The 17,778-nt window shown below is 70.1% G+C and carries 15 protein-coding genes; 5 read left to right on the forward strand and 10 right to left on the reverse strand.

Going from position 1 to position 17,778, the window contains the following annotated elements:
- The 5 genes from AB0C29_RS07190 to AB0C29_RS07210 all read right to left on the reverse strand — a co-directional run.
- A partial coding sequence (locus AB0C29_RS07190; RefSeq protein ID WP_360816416.1) for a nitrate- and nitrite sensing domain-containing protein occupies window positions 1-2,009 on the reverse strand: 2,009 nt, incomplete at its 3' end.
- A gap of 383 nt (window positions 2,010-2,392) precedes the next feature.
- Complete coding sequence (locus AB0C29_RS07195; RefSeq protein ID WP_360816419.1) at window positions 2,393-3,364, reverse strand: ABC transporter substrate-binding protein; 972 nt, start codon at window positions 3,362-3,364, stop codon at window positions 2,393-2,395.
- A 59-nt stretch (window positions 3,365-3,423) separates the two neighbouring features.
- Window positions 3,424-5,412, reverse strand: a complete 1,989-nt coding sequence (locus AB0C29_RS07200) for an ABC transporter permease subunit (RefSeq protein WP_360816422.1) — start codon at window positions 5,410-5,412, stop codon at window positions 3,424-3,426.
- Window positions 5,409-6,443 (reverse strand): betaine/proline/choline family ABC transporter ATP-binding protein, encoded by a 1,035-nt coding sequence (locus tag AB0C29_RS07205; protein WP_360816425.1) that lies wholly within the window; start codon window positions 6,441-6,443, stop codon window positions 5,409-5,411. The genes AB0C29_RS07200 and AB0C29_RS07205 overlap by 4 nt, the downstream gene beginning before the upstream one ends.
- Before the next feature lie 15 nt (window positions 6,444-6,458).
- Window positions 6,459-7,961, reverse strand: a complete 1,503-nt coding sequence (locus tag AB0C29_RS07210; RefSeq protein ID WP_360816428.1) for a GMC oxidoreductase — start codon at window positions 7,959-7,961, stop codon at window positions 6,459-6,461.
- 881 nt (window positions 7,962-8,842) lie between these two features.
- Here AB0C29_RS07210 and AB0C29_RS07215 point away from each other — a divergent pair.
- The 4 genes from AB0C29_RS07215 to AB0C29_RS07230 all read left to right on the forward strand — a co-directional run bounded on the left by AB0C29_RS07215 (window position 8,843) and on the right by AB0C29_RS07230 (window position 11,748).
- Window positions 8,843-9,340 (forward strand): hypothetical protein, encoded by a 498-nt coding sequence (locus AB0C29_RS07215; protein WP_360816431.1) that lies wholly within the window; start codon window positions 8,843-8,845, stop codon window positions 9,338-9,340.
- Between the two features lie 68 nt (window positions 9,341-9,408).
- On the forward strand, window positions 9,409-9,885 hold the full coding sequence (locus AB0C29_RS07220; protein WP_360816434.1) for a hypothetical protein: 477 nt from the start codon (window positions 9,409-9,411) through the stop codon (window positions 9,883-9,885).
- Window positions 9,825-10,541: a hypothetical protein gene (locus AB0C29_RS07225; RefSeq protein ID WP_360816437.1), complete on the forward strand. Its 717-nt coding sequence runs from the start codon at window positions 9,825-9,827 to the stop codon at window positions 10,539-10,541. The genes AB0C29_RS07220 and AB0C29_RS07225 overlap by 61 nt, the downstream gene beginning before the upstream one ends.
- A gap of 532 nt (window positions 10,542-11,073) precedes the next feature.
- Window positions 11,074-11,748 carry a hypothetical protein gene (locus tag AB0C29_RS07230; protein WP_360816440.1) on the forward strand — a complete coding sequence of 225 codons (675 nt, stop codon included), beginning with the start codon at window positions 11,074-11,076 and terminating at the stop codon, window positions 11,746-11,748.
- Here the strand turns inward: AB0C29_RS07230 and AB0C29_RS07235 are convergent.
- Window positions 11,741-12,223 (reverse strand): 2'-5' RNA ligase family protein, encoded by a 483-nt coding sequence (locus tag AB0C29_RS07235; protein WP_360816443.1) that lies wholly within the window; start codon window positions 12,221-12,223, stop codon window positions 11,741-11,743. The genes AB0C29_RS07230 and AB0C29_RS07235 overlap by 8 nt on opposite strands.
- Before the next feature lie 155 nt (window positions 12,224-12,378).
- Window positions 12,379-13,659, reverse strand: a complete 1,281-nt coding sequence (locus AB0C29_RS07240) for a DUF4407 domain-containing protein (RefSeq protein ID WP_360816446.1) — start codon at window positions 13,657-13,659, stop codon at window positions 12,379-12,381.
- 109 nt (window positions 13,660-13,768) lie between these two features.
- On the opposite strand from AB0C29_RS07240, the gene AB0C29_RS07245 reads away from it, so the two are divergent.
- Window positions 13,769-14,623: an aldo/keto reductase gene (locus AB0C29_RS07245; RefSeq protein ID WP_360816449.1), complete on the forward strand. Its 855-nt coding sequence runs from the start codon at window positions 13,769-13,771 to the stop codon at window positions 14,621-14,623.
- Here the strand turns inward: AB0C29_RS07245 and AB0C29_RS07250 are convergent.
- The 3 genes from AB0C29_RS07250 to AB0C29_RS07260 are packed head-to-tail and all read right to left on the reverse strand — an operon-like array spanning window position 14,620 to window position 17,646.
- Window positions 14,620-15,831: an MFS transporter gene (locus tag AB0C29_RS07250; protein ID WP_360816452.1), complete on the reverse strand. Its 1,212-nt coding sequence runs from the start codon at window positions 15,829-15,831 to the stop codon at window positions 14,620-14,622. The genes AB0C29_RS07245 and AB0C29_RS07250 overlap by 4 nt on opposite strands.
- Window positions 15,832-15,841: 10 nt before the next feature.
- Window positions 15,842-16,489, reverse strand: a complete 648-nt coding sequence (locus AB0C29_RS07255; protein WP_360816455.1) for an SIMPL domain-containing protein — start codon at window positions 16,487-16,489, stop codon at window positions 15,842-15,844.
- A 44-nt stretch (window positions 16,490-16,533) separates the two neighbouring features.
- Window positions 16,534-17,646: a S8 family serine peptidase gene (locus AB0C29_RS07260; RefSeq protein ID WP_360816458.1), complete on the reverse strand. Its 1,113-nt coding sequence runs from the start codon at window positions 17,644-17,646 to the stop codon at window positions 16,534-16,536.
- Between the last annotated feature and the right edge of the window lie 132 nt (window positions 17,647-17,778).

The following is a 17,778-nucleotide window of genomic DNA, read 5'->3' on the forward strand; positions in this document are numbered from 1 at the left end:
AGCGGCCGGCGCTCCTCCGGGGTGAGCCGGGGTTGCGGCGCCGGCGCGCTGACGGCCTGGACACCGGCCACGATGGACGGCGGCAGCACGATGCGAGCGGTCACACCGGTAACCGGGGACGGCGCCAGCTGCACGTCGATGTCCATGTCGGTGGCCAGCCGGCCGACCACGTAGTGGCCGAGGAAGCGGGTCGGTGCGGTGATGAAGTCGCCCTCGCCGCGCAGTCGCTGGTTGGCCAGTTCCAGGTCGGCGCGGCTCATGCCGATGCCCTGGTCGGTGATGGCGATCAGGTAGCTGTCGCCGATCCGCCGGCCCTGGATCTCCACGTCGGCGTCCGGCGGGGAGAAGGCGAGGCCGTTCTCCACCAGCTCAGCGAGCATGTGGGCGACGCCGCTGACGACCGCGCCGGCCACGAGCGCGTCGTCGACGCGGCGCAGGGCGACCCGGCGGTACTCCTCCACCTCGGAGACGGCGGCGCGGATGACGTCGGCGATGGGCAGCGGCTCGGACCACTGCCGCGGGCTGGCCGCACCGACGAGGACCAGCAGGCTCTCCGCGTTACGGCGCATGCGGGTGGCCAGGTGGTCGAGCTCGAAGAGGTTGGCCAGCCCGGTCGGGTCGGACTCCTCGCGTTCCAGGCTGGTGATGAAGCCCAGCTGGCGGCGCAGCAGGTTCTGGTTGCGGCGACCGAGGTTGGCCAGCGACTCGGTGGTGCTGCGCCGCAGCATCGCCTGCTCGGTGGCCAGCGAGTACGCGGTGGCCTGGACCCGGTCCAGCGCGTCGGCGACGAGCCGGACCTCGTCGCTGGCGCCCGCGGGCACCGCGACGGTCAGCGGCGGCGCGTCGTCGTCGCCGGAGGTCGCCTTGCGGACCGCCTCGGGCAGCCGCTCACCGGCCAGCCGGTTGGCCTCGTCGGCCAGCGTGGCCAGCGGTGCGGCGATCGAGCGCGACGCGATCGTGGCCAGGTACACCGAGCCGATGAAGCAGATGATCACGGCGCCGAGCAGCAGGCCCATCCGCTGCGTGGCGTCGTCCTGCAGGGTGGCGGCCCGGGCCCGGATGACCGAGCCGACGTGCTGCTGGAGCTGGAGCATGTCGTCCAGCACGGTGGTCTGCGACGACCACCAGGACTGCGGGTTGACCTGGAGGTTACGGCCGTCACCGGCGTTGAGCGCGACCTGCTCGAAGTAGGTGGCGGTCTGCGCGGCGCCGGTGCCGAGCACGTAGTCCTTGGCCTTGCGCTGGGTGTCGTCCGCGTAGCGGGTGAACGTGGCCAGCGCCGCGTCCTTGGCCGACCGCATCGTGACGAACTGCAGGAACTCACCGCGGTTGAAGCCGCTGGCCGAGAACACACCGTTGAGGAAGGCCCGCTCCTGGGCGGTGCTCTCCTTGGCGTCGCCGAGGGCCTCCAGCGCGGAGACACCGCGGCGCAGGGCGGGGTCGGCCGAGCTGTCCAGGCCGTAGTCGACGTTGCTCAGCTCGGCGATGCGACCGGTGTAGAAGGTGAAGGTCGGGGCGCGGTCGGCGGCCCCGGCGTCGGTGCCGGCCCGGACGCCGGCCAGGCCGTCGAGCTCACGGACGGCGGTGGCGACCCGGTCCTGGGCGACGCCGCCCTCGGAGATCAGATCCTCGACCTTGGCCCGCTGGTCGTCGACACGCTTGCGGGCCGGGGCCAGCTCGGCGCGGAAGCCGACGTTGCCACCGAGCAGACCGGCGGTGAGACCACGCTCGGTCTGCAGCTCCTGCACCAGGTCCTGCACCGCGAGGACGAGGGTGACGGCGCGCGCGGAGGCGGCAGCCGTGCGGTAGTTGTCGACCTCGGTGACGGTGATGACGCCCAGCAGCACGAGGACCGCGACAACGGGCAGGGTCAGCGTACGGACGACGCGGCGGCGGATCGTGCCGCCGGAGCGGGCCGGCCGGGGAGCCGGAGCGCCGGTCTCTGCCCCGGTCACGGGCGCGACGGTGTCGGCGTCGTGATGGGCCTGGCGCGGGCGGGGGATCTTCATCGACGATCCGTTCCAGGAGCAACGCGGCCGGCGGTGAGGTCTACGACCGGACGACTCCGTGCGGACACGCGATTTCTCCTTCGTCGGGTGGCGGCGGTCTCTGTCTGCCGCGGATTTGGGGGAACCGTAGCGATGAGCTGAGTTGCAAGTCCACTATGTACCGCTGATGAAGGCGAAATTCCCGAATGTGTACGGGATCCAAGATCAGCTTGAAGTCCGGTGGGTAGATCGGATCATTGATGAAGGGCATCAGGGTCCTGCCGGAAGGTTGCAATCAGATTTCGATCACGAAGCAAAGTGACATCGTCACTCCGGCGGGGCCCATCGGGGGTCGCGAGTGAGCACAGCACAGCACTCGCGGCCCCCGTCGGACAGTGCGTCTGTCAGCTGGTCGCCGGAATCCACGGCTTCCAGGTGGCCTCGTGCTCGTTGACCCATTTCTCGCCGGCGGCTTCGGCGGTCATCCCCTGGTTGGTGATGTAGTCCGAGACCAGGTTCTGGTCGTCATTGGTCCACTTGAAATTCTTGATGAGCTGGAACGCCGGGCTGTTGGTGTCGGCGAACTTCTTGCTCACGATCTTGTCCAGGACGTAGTCCGGGTAGTCACAGGCGACCTTTTTCGGGTCGGCGTCACAACCGGCGGTGTACGCGGGCAGCTTCACCCGGGCGTACTTCTCCTTGGCGAACAGCCACTGCGGCTCGTAGAAGTAGAACAGCAGCGGCTTCTTCTGGGCCGTGGCCTGCTGGGCGGCCTTGATGATGGCGGCCTCGCTGCCGGAGTAGACGACCTTGTAGTTCAGCTTCAGATTCGCCACCAGGGCGACGTCATTGGTGACGAACGACGGGTCGCCCGCGAGGAACTGGCCCTTGTCGCCCGACTCGGAGGTCTTGAACAGATCCGCGTACTTGTTGAGATTCGCGCCGTCGGTGATGTCCGGATATTTGTCCACCATCCACTGCGGCACGTACCAGCCGATCACGCCTTTGTTGCCGGTCGGCCCGAGGTCGACGGCGACCTTCTTGTCGGTGATGTAGGTCTTCTTCAGGTCGTCGTGGCCCCAGTTCTCCACGACCGCGTCGACCTCACCGGTCTCGAAGCCCTGCCAGGAGATCTCCTCCTTGAGGTTCTTCTTGTCCACGGTGTAACCGAGCTTCTTCTCCAGCAGATGACCGAGCACCGCCGCATTCGCCTCGTAACCCACCCACGGGTTGATGGCGAGCTTGACCGTGCCCTTCGAACCGGCCGCCGGCGCGTCCGAGGAACCGGCGTCGGACTTCGCACCGCCACAACCGGCCACGGCCATGCTCAAGGCCGCGGCCACCGCGGTGAGCCGGATCAATTTCGGGTGTCTCATCAGGATTTCCTTCCGGATGGTGCTTACCGCCGGACGGCGGCAGAGGGGAGAGCAGAAACTCAGGTCGCCGGCCGGCGCAGGCGGTTGTCGTCGGCGCGCCGGCCCGCGCCCTGGGTGAGCCGGTCGAGCAGGATGCCGAGCAGCACGATCGCGAAGCCGGCGGCCAGGCCCTTGCCGAAGTCCTCGCGCTGGGCGAACCCGGCGACCACGTCGTAGCCCAGGGCGCCGGCACCGACCAGGCCGCCGACGACCACCATGGCCAGGACCATCACGATGCCCTGGTTCGCGGCCAGCAGCAGGCCACGGCGGGCCATCGGCAGTTGCACCTTCCACAGCAGCTGGCGCGGTGTCGACCCCGACGACACGGCTGCCTCGACCACCGTCGCCGGCACGTCGCGCACCCCGCGTTCGACCAGGCGCACGACCGGCGGCACGGCGTAGATCACCGCCGCCACGATGGCCGTGAACCGGCTGGCCCCGAACAGGGCCACCGCGGGCAGCAGGTAGACGAACGACGGCATGGTCTGCGCCGCGTCCAGCACCGGACGCATGACCAGAGCAAAACGGTCATGCCGCGCACCGAGCACGCCGAAGATCACGCCGAACGCCATCGTGGCGACGGTGGCGACCAGCACGGTGGCCAGCGTCTGCATCGCGTGCTGCCACAGACCCAGACCCACCAGCCCGGCCACGGCCACCCCGGCGATCGCGGCAGCCCGCGGGCCGCTGCTCAGCGTGCCGAAGATCAGTACGGCCACCAGGAACAGCCACCACGGCGTCGTGGTCAGAACGGTCTCGATCGGGTCGAGCAGGACGGCGCTGACGACGTTCTTCAGGGCTTCGGTGGCGTCGTACCAGTGGAATTCGACCCACCGCGTCGCCTCGTTGACCGGGACGGCGAAAGACGCCCGCCAGCCGGCCGGGAACTCCGCACCCCACGACGACATCCGGCCCAGCACCGTCACCGCCACGACCGCGACGACAGCCACCACCGGCCCGGCCGCCCGCAGCCGGGCGGACCGGTGGTTGGTCGGTACGGCCCGCTTCGCGGCATGGGTGGTGATCCGGTCCAGCACCACCGCGAGCACGACGATCGCCAGGCCGGCGTCGAAGGCGGCGCCCACGTTGACCCGTTCCAGGGCCTGCACGATGGTCTGCCCCAGGCCGGGCGCGTCGATCAGCGCGGTGATCACCACCATCGACAGCGCCATCATGATCGCCTGGTTGACGGCCAGCACGATGGTCGGCCGGGCCAGCGGCAGGCGCACCTTGCCGAGCAGTTGCCAGCGGGTGGAGCCGAGCGCGGTCGCCGCCTCCACGGTGGACTTCGACACCTCGGTGATGCCCAGCGCGGTGATCCGGATCGCCGGCGGGATGGCGTAGATCAGGGTGGCGATGGTGGCCGCGGGCGAGCCGATCAGGAAGAGCAGCGTCATCGGGGCCAGGTAGGCGAACGTCGGCATGATCTGCATGACGTCGAGCACCGGCCGCAGCGCCGAGCCGACCGCCGGCACCCGGGCGGCGAGCACCCCGAGCGGTACGCCGATCAGCACCGCCAGCAGCACAGCGGACAGCGTCAGCACCAACGTGTCGACGCTCTCCTCCCACAGCCCGAGCACGCCGAAGCTGAGGAAACCGGCGATGGCCAGCAGCGCGATCCGCCAACCGGCCACCACCGCGGCGAGCGCACCGGCGGCCGCCACCAGTCCGGCCCAGCCGAGCCCGTACAGCGCGGCGTGCACGGTGTCGACCAGGAGAGAGACGCCGAGGCGGAGGTAGTTGAAGCCGTACAGGAAAAGCGGGCTGGTGTCCCGGTTGGCGTCCACCCAGTCCCGCAGCTCGCCGAAGAACCGGAATGCGAGTGCGTTGTCATCGTCGGCCGGGGCCGAGGTCCGCACGACCAGATACACGGCCGCGGTGGCCAGGGCCAGCAGGAGGACCAGCATCCGGCGGCCGGGCAGCTTGCGGCGCGGCCCCCGGGCGGCGGCATCCGGCGCCGGGTCGGCCGCCTCGGCCGGGACAGGAACGTCCGTGACGACGGTACTCATGCCGGCACCGGCGGACGATGCCCGATCAGCGCGGGCAGCAGCTGCTCGGCGTCCACGACCCCGATCCGCTCCTCGCCGTCGACGACCGGGATCGGATGCGGGGCCCGTAGCACCCGCTCGATCGTGTCGCGGATGACCGTGCCGGCCGGCAACGGCTGGTCCTCGAGCACTTCGTCCGGTGCGGCGGCCCGGGTGATCCACCGCAGGGTCAGCACGTCGGCGCGGGGCACCTCGCGGACGAAGTCGGCCACGTAGTCGTCGGCGGGCGCACCGACCAGTTCCTCCGGGGTACCGACCTGCACGAGTGCGCCGTCGCGCATGACCGCGATGCGGTCGCCGAGACTCAGCGCCTCGGCCAGGTCGTGGGTGATGAAGACCAGCGTCTTGCCGACCTCGGCGTGCAGGCGCCGCACCTCGGCCTGCATGTCCCGGCGGATCAACGGGTCCAGCGCGCTGAACGGCTCGTCGAACAGCAGCACCGCCGGGTCGGTGGCCAGCGCCCGGGCCAGGCCGACCCGCTGCTGCATGCCACCGGACAACTGGTCGGGGTACTGATTCTCGTGACCGTCGAGACCCACCAGGGTCAGGACCTCGGCGGCCCGGCGGTGCCGTTCGGCCTTGCCGACCCCCTGGATCTCCAACCCGTACGCGATGTTGTCGACCACCTGCCGGTGCGGGAGCAGCCCGAAGTGCTGGAACACCATCGCGACCCCGTGCCGGCGCAGCTCGCGGAGGCGTTTGGGGCTCATCGCCCGTACCGCCTCACCGTCGATGTGCACCTCGCCGGCGGTCGGCTCGATCAGCCGGGTCAGGCACCGCACCAGCGTGGACTTGCCGCTGCCGGACAGTCCCATCACGACGAAGACCTCGCCGGGCTCGACCGCGAAGCTCACGTCCCGGACGGCGGCCAGGCAGCCGGTCTTCGCCCGCAGCTCGGCCCGGGACAGGTCCGCCAGTGGCGTGCCGACGACCTTGTCGGCCTTGGGGCCGAAGACTTTCCACAAGTGGTCGACAGCAATCGTGGGCGGCATGGCGGGCCTCGCTGTTCAACTAGAGGATTCGGCGATGAGGTCGGCGGCGCGTTCGCCGATCATCAGCACGGTCACGACCGGATTGACCGAGGTCATGGCCGGGAAGACGGACGCGTCGGCGATCCGTACGTTAGCCAGGCCGCGCACCCGCAGCTGCGGGTCCACGACGGCGCCCGGATCGTCGGCGGCGCCCATCCGGCACGTGCCGGCCGGGTGGTAGACGGTGTGGTGCGCGGCCCGCCCGTACGCCGAGAGCTCCGCGTCGGTCTGCAGCTCCGGGCCCGGCGCGATCTCCCGGGCGATCCACGACTTGAACGGCTCGGTGGCCGCCACCTGCCGGGCGATCCGCAATCCCGCAATGATGGTCTGCTCGTCGTAGCCGTCCGGGTCGGTGAAGTAACCGAAGTCCAGCGCCGGCTTGACCTGCGGATCAGCGCTGGTCAGCCACAGCCGGCCGTGACCGCGCGGGCGCGGGATGTTCGGCGTCATCCCGAAGCCGTGCGCGGGCACGTCGTAGCCGAGCCGCTCGGTGTTGGTGGTGAACGGGATCTGGTAGAGGTGGAACATCAGGTCGGGCCGCGGATCACTCTCGTCGCGGCGGACGAAGAGACCGGCGTCGGAGTCCATGGCGGTCTCCGGCGGCACCGGCCGGGCGGCCTCCCAGAGGATCAGCGACTCGGGATGGTCCAGCAGGTGCTCACCCACGCCCGGCAGGTCCAGCGCGACGTTGATGCCGAGCGAGCTGAGCTGCTCGGCCGGCCCGATCCCGGAGAGCAGCAGCAGCCGCGGGGTGTCGATCGCGCCCGCCGACAGCACGTACTCGCAAGCGGCGGTCAGCGTGCTCTCGACACCGTCCTTGTCCCGGACCCGCACGCCGGTGACCCGGCCACCGTCGGTGTCGAGGTGATAGGCCCAGGTGTCGGTGCGGACAGTCAAATTCGGGCGATCCAGGTACGGGTGCAGGTAAGCCACCGAGGACGACGACCGCACACCCGTCTCGGGGTAATAGGCCACCGGGAAGAAACCGGTGCCGTCGGCGAACGGCTCAGCGTTGAAATCATCGCGGACCGGCACACCCAGCGCGGTGTGGCAGGAGGCGACAAAAGCCTCGGTCAACGCGTTCCGGTCCTTGGGGGCGACCGGCTGGATCTGGATGAGCAGCCGCTTCCACAGCGGCAGCATGTCCTCGTACGACCACCCCTGCGCCCCGGCGTCGACCCAGTCCCGGAAGTCCTCGGGCGGCGGCAGGAAACTGATCATCGTGTTGTGCGAGGAACATCCGCCGAGCACCTTGGCCCGCGAGTGCCGGATGAAGGAGTTGCCGCGGGGCTGCTCGACCGTCGGATAGTCGTAGTCGTACTCCGACTCCAGCAGGCTCAGCCAGTTCTTGAGCTGAAGGACCCGGTCGTCACCGACGTCGGACGGGCCACCCTCGATCAGGCACACCCGCATCCCCGGGTCGGCCGACAGCCGCGACGCGACGACCGCGCCGGCCGTACCGCCGCCGACAACGACCACGTCGAAATCCTGTGGTGCCGAGGTCTCCAGTGCCCTGCTCCTGCCGCTCACTCACAGTGGATCACGGATCCACCTGTATCGACGGCTGAGAAACGGCACAACCGCCGAACCGCCGCCATAGGATTGAGGGGTCGGCCCACAGTGGTCAATGCCGACGCGAGAGTTTTACCAGAGCGCAATGAGTGTTTCGGCCCTTAACATGACGGAATCAAGCCGGTAAACAGGCCCTGAGCTGGGCCTGCGTCAAGATCTGGGACCACCCGGCAGCCCCGGCCGTAGCGGCGCCGACATCTTTCACCATGCGCGCGGCCGGCGCCGGACGGTCGCTCCACGGGCCCGGCCGCTATCGTTGAGCCGGCCCTCCCCGCCGGCGTCCCGCCCCGGCCCGCGTCGCCAACAGAACCGTCCACGTGACACCTCTTTCAGGTGACGACCCGGTCAATCAGGCTAATCCGTTGGTGAAAAAGCGCGCGAGAATGCTGCGCCAAGTCGCCTGAGTAGTGCTGGAAAAATTACCGAGACGGTCCCTTGGCGGCGGCCTGGCCGGCCAGCCGAGTTGTGATCTACGGCAGCGCCTGATAGCCACAGCAGGTTCCCAGGTAAGCCGCGTAGCCGCAGGTGGCGGCGGGGATGGGACGGCTCGGTCTTTCACGTTGCGGTCAGCCGTTGGGATTAGCCCGGACGGCGCGAACCAGCGGTATCGCCGTCTCGGATAGGACAAACGGAAGCACTATCGCCGAGCTGCCCGGAATCGGCCATCTTTGTCGCAGCGCCGGAACGCCACTGGTTCGGCGCCACAGACAATCAACAAGTGCACCGGACGTCGACTTTCCGCGACGTTGCGGAAGTCGCACGACCAGCCGTTCCAGGAGGAACTCCCCATGCGCAAGATCACCAAGCGTTCCGCTGCCATCATCGGCGCCACCGTCGTGGCAATCGGCGGAGGTGCCGCCTGGGCCGCCACGAACGGCTGGGACATCAAGGGCACCGGAACCGCTCAGGGTGACGCCGCGAGCATCGTCGAGATGGAGGCGTCGGCGGACCTGGGCGCCAAGAAGGTCTACCCCGGCCTCGTCACCACGGTCAACACCGTGGTGAAGAACGCCAACGACTTCCCCGTCAATCTCGACACCACAGAATTCACGCCGACCGCCGTGGTCGTCACCGGCGGAGCGAACGCTGCCTCCTGCCAGTCAGCGCTGAGCGCCGCACCGAACACCCTCGTCGCATCCTTCCCCGCCGGTGCTCCGAAGATCGTGGCCAAGTCGCCCGGCCAGGGCGTGACCACGAACATCGCGATCGCCAAGACGCTGCCGCAGACGTGCGCCGGATCGCACATCAAGGTCACCTACACCTTCACGGGCGTCAGCACGGTCTGACCAACCTCGGTGGGCGGGGCTTCGCGCCCCGCCCACCCGCGGATACCCATCCAGTCGACAGGAGCGTCGTGGCCAGCTTGCGGACAGTCATCGGGGCAGCTATCACCGCCACCCTGGCCGCTTCTATCGCCGGTGGCCCGGCACAGCCTGCCGCCGACACGATCGAGCTGGTCTCTCGCGACCGCGCGCACGGCCGCCCGGCGGAACCTTTCGCCATCACGGTGAAGGGCCGCCCGATGAAGCACCTGTATCCCGGAATCACGCGGGAGCTGCAGCTGACGCTGCGGAATCCCTACGACTTCGCGCTGAGCGTCAAGTCGCTGCGGGCCGACGTCGTGTCCTCCTCCAAGCGCAGATGCAGGCCGGTGCCCGCCAATCTCCTGGCTCGGGCCTACACCGGGAAGCTCCCTCTCCTGATTCCGCCCCGCAGCAGGACCGACGCCAAGACCATTCCGCTCACCATGCCGTCGGGAGCCGCTCAGGCATGCTCGGGCGCGACCTTCACCATCCAGCTGCGCGGCACGGCAACGAAGGCCTATCGATGAAGCACCTCACCAAACTGTCACTGGTCGCGGCCACGGCCGCCGTCATCACCTTCGGTGGCAGCGTCTACGCCTTCGCAGGCTGGATGATCGACACTCCAGCCACCGAGCTGAAGATGACGGTGGCGAAGATGCCCGCGGGGAACGCCCCAAGCGTCGGGGCGAAGAACAAGGACGCGGAAATCGACTGGGTGGGCAACACCATCGTCGCCGGTGTGAAGGTGGAGAGTTACGTCGTGACCCGGTTCGGTGCCGGCGACCCGGTGGTGGTCTGTGATCACGTCACCACCACCGCGTGCAAGGACAAGGCGGTTCCCCAAGGCACCTGGACGTGGAAGGTGCAGCCCGTCTTCAAGAGCTGGATCGGTGACTACAGCCCGGACAGCGTCGCGCTCACCTTCGCCAAGCCGCCGCCGACCACCGCCGAGCTGGTCAGTGCCAACTCCCCGGCAGCGCCCGCCACATCAGAACCCCCTGCGACCGCACCGGCCCGCAGCCGGGCCGTGGCGACGTCGCCGGCGACCACTGCGCCGGCCACCAAACCTCCGGCAAGCCCGAAGCCCGAGGCGGAAGAGGAAGAACCTCCGCCCTCCACGCAGGAGAGTGCCTCCGCCGAGCCGTCCGCGTCACCATCCGGCCCGGCGGAAGACCAGAAGTAGTTCATGAGTTCCCGTGGCCCTCGGCGTCGTACATGGCGTCGGGGGCTACGTGCGTTTCGCGGGCCGGACACGGACGGGTTAAGCCCATTCCCCCGCGGCGGTGGACGGTTGTCCCATTCCGCGACGGCCTCGTTCTGCGGCATGGTGGACGGGCGGATATGAACAGCTTTCCGGCATCCGGCGGAGGCAGCGCTGGTCGGCGGTTTGCTGTGGCGCGCTTCCGGTGCTAGTGGCGCATAGTTCCTGACCTGCGCGTTTGCCGATCTTTGAGTGAATCGGGGCAGCGGGCGGTTTCGCGTTCCGGCGTACCCCCTGCGGGTTAAGCCGGACAGACTCTCCTGCCCGATTTATGCGCCGGGAACGGCGGACGGATCACCGATCACACGGCACCGGTATTTGCGGGAACGTGGTAACTGCAATTGAGGCTCTCGCACCATCGCAGGAGGATGCTCCGTATGCGCAAGCTCAGCAGACGGTTCGCCGCCGCTCCGGTCGCCGCTGTTCGCAGGTTCGGCGCCGGCGAGGTGGCGCCGTGATCCGTGATGAGCTGACCAGGCGCGAGGTTTTTCACCGGCGCGAGGATGACGTCCGGCCGCCGGACGTGGTGCCGGTGGAAAGCTCCGCCGTCGAGGAAATGCGGGCCGTCCAGGAGATGCGGGCCGTCGATGACGAGCCCACCGGTGACGTCACCGCCGCCCGGCCGCAAGGGTTCCTGAGCCGACTCGACGCGCGTACCCGGTCGATCCTGACCGCCGCCGCGGTCGCCGCCGTGCTGGTCAACGCCGGCGTGGTCTGGGCCTACTGGCAGCTCACCGGCTCGGAGACGGGCCGGGCGAATGCCGGTGCGGTCGTCGAGCTCAACCTGCGCGGCCGGTCCGATCTGAACAAGCCGCTCACTCCGGGCAGCACCGGCAACCTGACGGTGACGCTGACCAACGACAACGACTTCCCGATCCGGATCACCTCGGTCTCGCCCGCCCCGGGCACGATCATGGCCGATGATGAGCACCGCGAGAACGGCTGCGTGGACCACGGCGTCACGGTCGCGCACGATGCGGTCCCCGTACGCTGGGACGTCGAGCGCAACCATGTCGGCGCCTTCATCGTGCCCGACGGGCTGGCGATGGCCGCGACCTCCGACCCGGCCTGCGCGGGTGCCGTCTTCACGGTCCCGGTGCTGGTCAGTGGAATCGCCGGCGTCAGCTGAGCGCTGTGACCGTACGCATGGCACTGTCGTAGGTCCGGGCCTGCACCAAGCGTCCCCGGGCGACCGGCAGGTCCCGCAGCTCGGCCGCGTAGCGGGAATGGTCCTTGGCCCGCAGAGCCAGGCTGATGTGCGGCGTCCAGGCGTCCGGCGCATGTTGCGGATTACGCTCCGTGCCTGTCAGCGCTCGCCACACCTCGGCCTGGAGGTCACGCAGCGCGTCGGTTGCCGCCACCCGCCACACCACCGCGCGTTCGAAGAAGATCAGGCCGTCGAGCACCGCCTCGACCGGCAGCCCGGCGAGCGCGGTCGTGACCTCGGGCGTCAGCCGGTCGGCCGCGGCCAGCGTCAGGTGCGGGCGGTTGGTGGGGTGCCGGTGGGTGGCCAGGCTGGGCAGACCCGCTGCGTGCAGGCGCTGCCAGACCGAACGGACCTGGCCGTCGAGGGCGGGATCCAGGGTGAGCTCGACCGTGTGCATCACGCCACGGTGTCACGGCGGCGGCGGCGATCAACCCGCCGCCTCCGCCGCACCTGATGACACCCGGACCGAGGCCCGGTCGGCGCGCCGCCGGTAACAGAGCGTGGGCAGGCGGTACGCCGGAGTGAAATAGTAGCGCCGATCTGCAACTTGCACTACGCCCGGAGCCGGTCCACGTTGCGCTGCGTGCGCGGGGCCGCCGGGTGCCGCTCGATCAGCGGGACCGGGGGCAGGGGCGGCAGGGCGCTACCGGTGACCGAGTCGTAGAGGTGCGCGCGGGCGCGTTCGATCGCCACGTCGGTGAGCTGCTCGTCGCGGGAGGCCTTGCCGATGCCCTCGGCCATCACCCGTGAGGTGGCCTCGGCGTACCGGCGCATGTCCTTGAGGCCCTGCTCGTAGCCGATCGCCGCCTCGTGCTCGTGGCCGCGGGCCTGGCGGGCCTCCTCGCGCTCGTACGCGTTGCCGTGCGAGACGAATTTGAGCCCCACCGCCGCGCAGTCCAGGGCCACCAGCAGCAGCGCGATGCCCAGGTAGAACACGCCGATGCCCCAGAAGTCGCTGGTCACCAGGTACCACATCGCCTTGGTGCGGGCCCCGAAGCCGGCGTCGGCCCGGATCGCCTCCGCGTTGACCGTACGCTGCTCGGCGATCTTGGCCGTGAGATCGGCCTGTTCCGCGGCGCGCGCGGTCCGGGCGGCCTTCTGGGTGTCCTGCAGCCGCGCGGCCTGCGCGTCCAGCCGGGCGGCCTGGTCGTCCAGTCCCCGCGAACGCTTGACCAGCGTGTCGCAGTAGCCGCCCACCGGGCAGCCCGCCTTGCGGGAGACGCCGTCACCCTCGGAGTCGGCGATGGCCTGCTGGTAGAGCTTGCGGGCGTCGCGGCGCTTCTCCGCGGCCCGGGTGTTCAGCGCCTGCACCGCCTGGTCCTCGGCGACCGTCTGCTTCTTCAGCTCCTGCAACCGGGTGTCGTACGCGGCGATCGCCCCGCCGACCTCGATCACGCTGATCTGCTGGTTGTGCACGTCGTTGAGCCGGTTGTCGATCTCGCCCTGGTAGCGCGCCAGCATCAGCGGCTCGGTGATGATCACGGCGAACAGCAGGGCCAGCGTGATCCGGCCGGCGTACAGGCCGAAGGTCGGCCGGCGCAGCAGGTCCTTGGGGTCGGGTGAGTCCAGCCGCTCGTAGTTGATCGACACCCGGCCGACCACCGCCCGGTCGTACGCCACCACCCCGGTCGCCACCAGCGGCCCGACCAGCCACTGCCACCAGGGATGGGTGTAGTTCGCGCTGGCGTCGACGAAGGCGGCACCGCCCACGGTCGCGTACACGAAGTACAGCACGATGAACACGCCGATCGAGCTGTACAGCACCCGGTCGGAATGGGTCGTCACGCTGTCCGGGTTCACGTTGGCGATCCGGAGCAGCAAGCGACGACGCATAGAGCCGAGTTTCGCCGATCACAGTGGCGCGCGGGCCGAAACGGGTGGATCGCGGCGGGCCGGGGGTAAACCTGGTAGTACGCAACGGCCGACCCTTCCGAGGAGCAGCATGGCTTCCGCAGTACCAGACATCACTCTCAACGACGGCCGTACCATCCCCCAGCTGGGCTTCGGCGTCTTCCAGGTGCCGCCGCCGGAGACCCAGGCGGCCGTCGAGACGGCCATCGAGATCGGCTACCGGCACATCGACACCGCCCAGATGTACGGCAACGAGCACGGCGTCGGCGCGGCCCTCGCCGCGTCCGGGCTGAGCCGCGACGAGTTCTTCGTGACCAGCAAGCTCAACAACGGCGCGCACCTGCCGGACGACGCCCGGCGCGAGTTCGACGCCACGCTCAAGGCGCTGGGCAGCGACTATGTCGACCTCTTCCTGATCCACTGGCCGCTGCCGGGCCGCTACGACGGCGACTTCAGCCAGACCTGGCGCACGCTGGAGGAGTTCTACCGCGACGGGCGGGCCCGCTCGATCGGCGTCTCCAACTTCACCCAGCACCACCTGGGCCGGCTGTTCGCCGAGACCACGGTGCGGCCGGCGGTGAACCAGATCGAGATCCACCCGTACCTGAACAACGACGAGCTGCGCGCCTTCAACACCGACCACGAGATCGCCAACGAGGCGTACTCGCCGATCGCCCAGGGTGCGGTGCTCGACGACCCGGCGATCGTGGCCATCGCCAACGAGGCCGGCAAGACCCCGGCCCAGGTGGTGCTGCGCTGGCACATCCAGCGCGGGGACATCATCTTCCCGAAGTCGAACACCGCCGAGCGGGTCCGGGAGAACTTCGAGATCTTCGACTTCGAGCTCGACGGCGGCGCGATGGGCACCATCACGGCGCTCGATCGCGGCGAGCGCGGCCGCACCGGCGCCAACCCCGACACCATGAACTGGGTGCCGGAAAGCTAGACACCCCTCTGGGCCCGGACCTCGGCCGGGCGGGTCCGGCCCAGGCCGTGGGCCCAGATGCCCAGACCCACAAGCGGCAGGAGTACGCCGAGAGCGCAGACGCCGGTCCACCCGTACGCGCCGTAGAGCACACCGGTGACCGCCGACGAGATCGCGCCCCCGACGAAGATCGTGCTGACGAAGACGGTGTTGAGCCGGGCACGGGCGTCTGCGCGCAACGCGTAGACCTCGTGCTGGCTCAGCACCTGATGGCACTGCACGGCGAAGTCCAGCAGCACGGCGGCGACTGCGAGCAGCACGACACTGCGCTGCCCAGCCAGGGCGAGCGCGAAAGACAGGGCGGCGAGCAGCAGGGCGACGCCGCTCGCGCTGCGGCCGTACCCCCGGTCGGCGAGCCGGCCCGCGATCGGGGCCGCCGCCGCACCGCCCGCGCCGACCAGCGCGAAGACCGCGATCTGCCCCTGACTGAAGCCGTGTTCGGCGATGAGCTGATAGGCGATCGCGGTCCAGAAGGCGCTGAACGCCCCGAACATCGTCGCCTGGCAGAGCGCCCGCCGCCGCAGCACCGGTTCGTGCCGGACCAGCTCACCGAGGCTGGCCAGCAGCGACCGGTAGCCGGCCGGATGATCGGGGCGGCGCAACGGCAGCACCTGGCGCAGCACGACGGCGAGCCCGAGCATCAGGACCGCCGAGATGACGTAGATGGCGCGCCAGCCCCACAGCTCCGCGACCAGGCTGGCCACCGTGCGGGCGAGCAGGATGCCGAGCAGCAGGCCGCTCATCACCTGGCCGACCACCTTGCCGCGGTCCTCGGGCGGAGCGAGGTGGGTGGCCAGCGGCACCAGCACCTGGGCGACCACCGAGGTGATGCCGACCAGCACCGACACGACCAGGAACACGGCGAAGACCGGTGAGAACGCGGCGAGCAGCAGGGCCGCCGCGGTGCCGAGCAGGGTGCGGCCGGCCAGCGTCCGGTTTTCCAGGAGGTCGCCCAGCGGGAGCACGAACAGCAGGCCGAGCGCGTAACCCGCCTGGGTCAGCGTGACGACGACCGCCGCCGCGCTGCGACTGACCCCGAACGACGTCGCGATCAGGTCGAGCAGCGGCTGCGAGTAGTACAGGTTGGCGACGGTCAGCCCGCAGGCGGCCGCCAGCACCACCGTGACGGCCCGGCTGAGCCGCGGCGACGCCGCGGTGTGCATCGTCATGCTCCGGCGGCTACTTCAGGGCGGTGGGCTCGGTGATCGTCACGCGGACCAGCACCGACGCGTGCACGGTCTGCACCTGCGGGTCGACCTCGAGGGCCAGGTCGGCCTCCGGGGCCCCACCGAACGCGGCCATCCGCATCATCGGCTGCCCGCCCCCGCCGGCGTTCTCATCGGCGATCTCGACCAGCCGATCCACCTGCGCGCCGACGGCCTCGGCATACTCCCGGGCGCGACCGAGCGCGTCGGCGATGGCCGCCCGGCGCACCTCCGCCCCGGCCCGGCTGCCCGGCCGCAGCTGCCACCAGGGCCCGGACAACGAGGTCTGGTCCCGGTCGGCCAGGCGCAGCAGCAGCTCCCCCAGCACAGCGAAGTCGGTCACGGTCACGGTCGTGGTGACACTGCCCGTGTATGCCGAGATGCGTTCGCCGCCGCGTTTGAGCTCGGGATGGACCTGCACGCCGGAGGTCTCGCGCCGCTCGATCGCGTCGGGGAAATCGTCGAGGTGGCTGCGCAGCTCGGCGGCCCGCTCGGTGAGCCGGGTCAGCGCGGTCTGCCGGTCCTTGTCCCGCGCGGAGACGGTCACGGAGAAGATCGCCAGCTCGGGCGGAACCTCCCGGGTCGCTTCACCACGGACGACGATCATCGGTTGCTCGGCCATGCCCCGACGCTACCCGCCGGGTCCGACATCCCGGCCGGTCGGCGCTACCCCGCAGTCCGGCGGGATCGGGCGAACACAGCAATCCCCACCCCGACCGCGCCCAGAAGCAGCACCACCCCCGCGGCCACGAACACAAGCGGCGGAATGCCACTGTCCTCATCGGCCGGTGCGGCCTCCGGGACCGCCACGGGAGCCTCGACCGCCGGCGGCGTGCTGGCCGCAGCGCCCGGCTGCGGGGCCGTCAACGCAGCCAGCAGATCGAGCTGACCAGCGCCGTAGTAGTCGTCCCGGCCCTTGTCCCCCCGGTCGATCGCCGTCGCGGTGAGCCGCTGCACGACGTCCGCGGCCGAAAGGTCGGGATACTTCGCCCGGATCAGCGCCGCCGCCCCGGCAACGATCGCGGCCGCGCCGCTCGTACCCGTGCCGGTCACGTACTTGTCGTCGGGGGCGGGCGCCGGGATGTCGACCCCCGGGGCCACCAGATCGACCTGGGGCCCATGGTTGGAGAACTTCGCCACCTTGTTCGCCCGGTCCACCGCGCCGACCGTGAGCACCTGCGGGTACGCGCCCGGGAACTCCACCTCGTTGCCCTTGTCGCCGCTGTTGCCGGACGTGCCGACCAGCACCACGTCAGCCGCCGCGGCCTCGCTCACTGCGGCCCGCAGGCTCTCGCCGTCCGGGATCCCGAAGGCCAGGACGATGACCTTGGCGCCGTGGTCGGCGGCCCAGCGGATGCCCTGCCCGACGAAGAACGTGTCGTTGGCCGGGGCGATCGGCATGATCTTCGCCCGTGGCGCGATGCCCAGTACGCCGTCGTCGCCGCCGTGCCCGCGTCCGGCGATGATGCCGGCCATCCCGGTGCCGTGCCCGTTGGTGTCCAGGTCGCCGACCGGCTTGTTCTGCACGACCTGCCGGCCGGGCAGCACGGCACCGCCGAGGTCCTGGTGGGTGCCGTCCACCCCGCTGTCGAGCACCGCGACGACAACGCCGTCGCCTTTGCTGATCTTCTGGGCCTGCTCGACCTTCAGCGGCGCGAAGAACCACTGCCTGTCCCGGGCCGGGTCGGCCGAGGCCGGGACCGCCGAGCCGGACACGACCGCGAGAGCGGCAAGACCAGCCAGAAGGCCCTGCGCGGTACGGCCACCTGCCAGGGTCACCCGTGCCGTCCGATGACGTTCGGGCCCGGGTCGTGCCGCGCGGTGTCCGAGCCGGGTGCGATCACCGGGAGGACCCGTACGCGCGTGGCGGGACGAGACGGAGCTCCCGCTGGGCTCGGCACGCCGTGCCGC

This window comes from Actinoplanes sp. NPDC048791, assembly GCF_040650095.1.
Lineage (GTDB): Bacteria > Actinomycetota > Actinomycetes > Mycobacteriales > Micromonosporaceae > Actinoplanes.

Bases quoted from the DNA above. Each gene is read 5' to 3' on its own strand.
- AB0C29_RS07195 (WP_360816419.1), bottom strand. From the start codon at position 3,364: ATGAGACACCCGAAATTGATCCGGCTCACCGCGGTGGCCGCGGCCTTG.
- AB0C29_RS07200 (WP_360816422.1), bottom strand. From the start codon at position 5,412: ATGAGTACCGTCGTCACGGACGTTCCTGTCCCGGCCGAGGCGGCCGAC.
- AB0C29_RS07205 (WP_360816425.1), bottom strand. From the start codon at position 6,443: ATGCCGCCCACGATTGCTGTCGACCACTTGTGGAAAGTCTTCGGCCCC.
- AB0C29_RS07215 (WP_360816431.1), top strand. From the start codon at position 8,843: ATGCGCAAGATCACCAAGCGTTCCGCTGCCATCATCGGCGCCACCGTC.
- AB0C29_RS07225 (WP_360816437.1), top strand. From the start codon at position 9,825: ATGCTCGGGCGCGACCTTCACCATCCAGCTGCGCGGCACGGCAACGAA.
- AB0C29_RS07235 (WP_360816443.1), bottom strand. From the start codon at position 12,223: ATGCACACGGTCGAGCTCACCCTGGATCCCGCCCTCGACGGCCAGGTC.
- AB0C29_RS07240 (WP_360816446.1), bottom strand. From the start codon at position 13,659: ATGCGTCGTCGCTTGCTGCTCCGGATCGCCAACGTGAACCCGGACAGC.
- AB0C29_RS07245 (WP_360816449.1), top strand. From the start codon at position 13,769: ATGGCTTCCGCAGTACCAGACATCACTCTCAACGACGGCCGTACCATC.
- AB0C29_RS07250 (WP_360816452.1), bottom strand. From the start codon at position 15,831: ATGACGATGCACACCGCGGCGTCGCCGCGGCTCAGCCGGGCCGTCACG.
- AB0C29_RS07255 (WP_360816455.1), bottom strand. From the start codon at position 16,489: ATGGCCGAGCAACCGATGATCGTCGTCCGTGGTGAAGCGACCCGGGAG.